The following is a 3,506-nucleotide window of genomic DNA, read 5'->3' as shown; positions in this document are numbered from 1 at the left end:
GGGCGCCGACCCGAGCCGTCCACCCGTCCCGCCACCCACCGGCCGGTGGAAGCAGCCCACCCGACCATGACCGCCCCGCTGCCGGCGCCGCGCGGGAACTCCAAACGGTTCGGTGCCGCGCAGGCACCGAACCGACGTCGATCCGGAGATCCGCGCCGGCCGCGTCACCGCCCTCGTCGGCGACAACGGCGCGACCGCCCTCCTCACCGTCGGCCACCTCCTCGTCCCGCTGCCGCTGGAGCGTCGCCGCGCCGCCTTCGGCCCGCCCACCCGGCTGCGCGGCGCCCCGGTGGCCGCCGCATCCTCGGGCGTCGCCCGAACCCTCAACCGGCACCGCGGGCTGCCGCCGCCCCGGTCGTCCTCCCGGTCGTCCCGGTGCTCGCCGGGTTCACGGTGCGCCGCACCCGCCACGGCCGGTGGATCCTCGCGGTCGGCGGGAACGCCGAGGCGGCGCGACGCGCCGGTGTCAACGTCGCCCGGGTCCGCCCGGCCGTCTTCACGATCGCGAGTTCCCTCGCGGCCCCCGCCGGGCTCTTCCGGGCCGCCCGGGCCGGGGGCGCGTCCAAGAGCCCGGGCCCGGGCAACCCGCTGATCGACGTCGCCGCCGCGGCCGTCATCGGCGGCACCCGCCTCTTCGGCGGACGCGGTGGAATCCGGTCCGCGCTGCTCGACACCCCGGTGATCCAGCCGATCACCACCGGCCCGAACCTCGTGGGCACGGCCGGGGAGCTCCGGTACACGATCACCGGCGTGGTGCTGCTCGTCGCGGTGGTCGTGGACTCCGTGTCCCGTCGCACCCGTCGCACCCGTCACGCCGCCGACGGCAGGCCGCGCGCGGTCCCGCCCCGGCCCGCCCGACGGCGCGAGGACCCGGGAGTCGCACGGGGCCGGTTCGTCCGTTCGGGGGACGAACCGGTACCTTCGCGTCCGCGCACGGGGTCGTGGCCGTATGGGTGACACATCTCGCATCCCGGGACGCGGCCCGGGGCAGGCGGAAGACTAGACTCGACTGATCGGCAACGGGGCCGCCCGCGACAATCGGCCTGTCGGTCCGAGCCGTCGCCCCCGCCGGGGAGGCGGCCCGAGAACCGTCGACGACGTGGACGACACACGCCGAACCGACGCGAACAGGCGGAGAGGCACGTGAGTGCAAGCGAGAGCAAGGAGGCACGGGTGGCGCTGCTGACCCGGATCAGGGGACCGCGCGATCTCGACCGACTCACCCCGGACGAGCTCCGGGAGCTCGCCGCGGAGATCCGCACCTTCCTCATCAGCTCGGTCGCCAGGACCGGCGGACACCTCGGCCCCAACCTCGGTGTGGTCGAACTGACGATCGCCCTGCACCGGGTGTTCGACTCGCCCGCCGACCGCATCCTGTGGGACACCGGCCACCAGAGCTACGTCCACAAACTGCTCACCGGCCGTCAGGACTTCTCCCGCCTGCGCTCCAGCGGCGGACTGTCCGGCTACCCCTCGCGCGCCGAGTCCGAGCACGACCTCATCGAGAACAGCCACGCCTCGACCGTCCTCGGCTGGGCCGACGGCCTGGCCAAGGCCAACCAACTGCTCGGCCGCGACCAGCATGTCGTCGCCGTCACCGGTGACGGTGCCCTGACCGGCGGCATGGCCTGGGAGGCGATGAACAACATCGCCGCCGCCAAGGACCGCCCGCTGGTCATCGTCGTCAACGACAACGAGCGCTCCTACTCGCCCACCATCGGCGGCCTGGCCAGCCACCTGGCCACCCTGCGCACCACCGACGGCTACGAGCGCTTCCTGACCCGCGGCAAGGAGTTCCTCAACCGCACCCCCGTGGTCGGCAAGCCCCTGCACGACGCCCTGCACGGCGCCAAGAAGGGCCTGAAGGACATCATCGCCCCGCAGGGCATGTTCGAGGACCTCGGCCTGAAGTACGTCGGCCCCATCGACGGCCACGACGTCGAGGCCCTGGAGTCCGCCTTCCAGCGCGCCAAGCGCTTCGGTGGCCCGGTGATCGTCCACTGCATCACCGAGAAGGGCCGCGGCTACCGACCCGCCCGTGAGGACGAGGCCGACCAGTTCCACGCCGTCGGTGTCATCCACCCCGACACCGGCCTGCCGGTGGCAGCCTCCGGCGCCGACTGGACCTCCGTCTTCGGCGAGGAGATCCTGAAGATCGGCCGCGAGCGCGAGGACATCGTCGCCATCACCGCCGCCATGCTGCGGCCGGTCGGCCTGAAGGACTTCGCCGACGCCTTCCCCGAACGCGTCTACGACGTCGGCATCGCCGAGCAGCACGGCGCGGTCTCCGCCGCCGGCCTGGCCGCATCCGGGCTGCACCCGGTCTTCGCCGTCTACGCGACCTTCCTCAACCGCGCCTTCGACCAGCTGCTGATGGACGTCGCCCTGCACCGACTGGGCGTCACCTTCGTGCTGGACCGCGCCGGCATCACCGGCCCCGACGGTGCCTCCCACCACGGCATGTGGGACATGTCCATCCTCCAGTGCGTGCCCGGCCTGCGCCTGGCCGCCCCGCGCGACGCCGAACAGCTGCGGCTCCAGCTGCGGGAGGCCGTCGAGGTCGACGACGCCCCCACCGTGGTGCGGTACTCCAAGGGCGCGGTCGGCCCGTCGGTCGCCGCGGTCGGCACCGAGGGCGGCATGGACGTGCTCCGCGAGCCCGGCACCGACCGTCCCGACGTGCTGCTGGTCTCGGTGGGCGCGTTGGCCCCCAACTGCCTGGAGGCCGCCGAGCTGTTGGAACAGCAGGGCATCTCCACCACGGTGGTCGACCCGCGCTGGGTGCTGCCGGTGGACGAGGCCCTGCCCGCCCTGGCGGCCCGTCACCGACTGGTCGTCACCGTCGAGGACAACAGCCGCGCCGGCGGCGTCGGCTCGGCCATCGCCCAGGCGCTCCGCGACGCGGAGGTGGACGTGCCGCTGCGCGACTACGGCATCCCGCGCCGCTTCCTGGACCACGCCTCCCGCAAGGAGCTGCTGGAGGAGCTGGGCCTCACCGGGCCCGGCCTGGCCCGCCAGGTCACCGGTGTGGTCGCCCGTCTCGACGGCCGCCTCGACCCCGCCACCGCCGCCCTGGGCAGCGACTGACGGATCCCCGGCCCCCCGGGGCCGGCCGGCGGTGGGACTTCCGCTGCCGGGCACGTACACCCCGCGCCCCGCCGGTTCCCCGGCGGGGCGCGGCGCGTCGCGATCGGGTGGGTGCGGCGAGAGGGGTGCCACTCCCGGGCCCGGCCGGCCCGGAGGGCTCGGTGTTCGCGGTTCCGGACCCCGGTTCACCGCTCCCCGCTTCGTCCCGCCTGCCCCGAGGGCCACGCCCCGGTGGGGCGTGAGCGGAAACCTTCCGCCCGACGTTCCGTCCCATGGCGTCGAGCGGAACACCGTTGCCCCGGCGTGCGGATCGAACTTCCATCACACGGGAAGTCGTCCGGTGTTCGCCACGAGCCCGGAGTGTCCCGGCGACCCCCCCTTACGCCCCTGTGTCGTATACACAGCTGACGCTGCCGACG

Annotated in this window: 2 protein-coding genes; both read left to right on the top strand. The window is 74.1% G+C overall.

Going from position 1 to position 3,506, the window contains the following annotated elements; genetic code table 11:
* Positions 1-375: 375 nt before the first annotated feature.
* Positions 376-957, top strand: a complete 582-nt coding sequence (locus tag FOE67_RS20125; protein WP_323385120.1) for an ABC transporter permease subunit — start codon at positions 376-378, stop codon at positions 955-957.
* Between the two features lie 216 nt (positions 958-1,173).
* Positions 1,174-3,087, top strand: a complete 1,914-nt coding sequence (dxs, locus tag FOE67_RS20120; RefSeq protein WP_182666247.1) for a 1-deoxy-D-xylulose-5-phosphate synthase — start codon at positions 1,174-1,176, stop codon at positions 3,085-3,087.
* The last annotated feature ends 419 nt before the right edge of the window (positions 3,088-3,506 follow it).

Origin of the sequence: Streptomyces calidiresistens, assembly GCF_014141525.1 — a bacterium.
GTDB lineage: Bacteria > Actinomycetota > Actinomycetes > Streptomycetales > Streptomycetaceae > Streptomyces > Streptomyces calidiresistens.
Note: the sequence above shows the minus strand (reverse complement) of the source record. Positions and strands in the feature narration are given on the sequence as shown.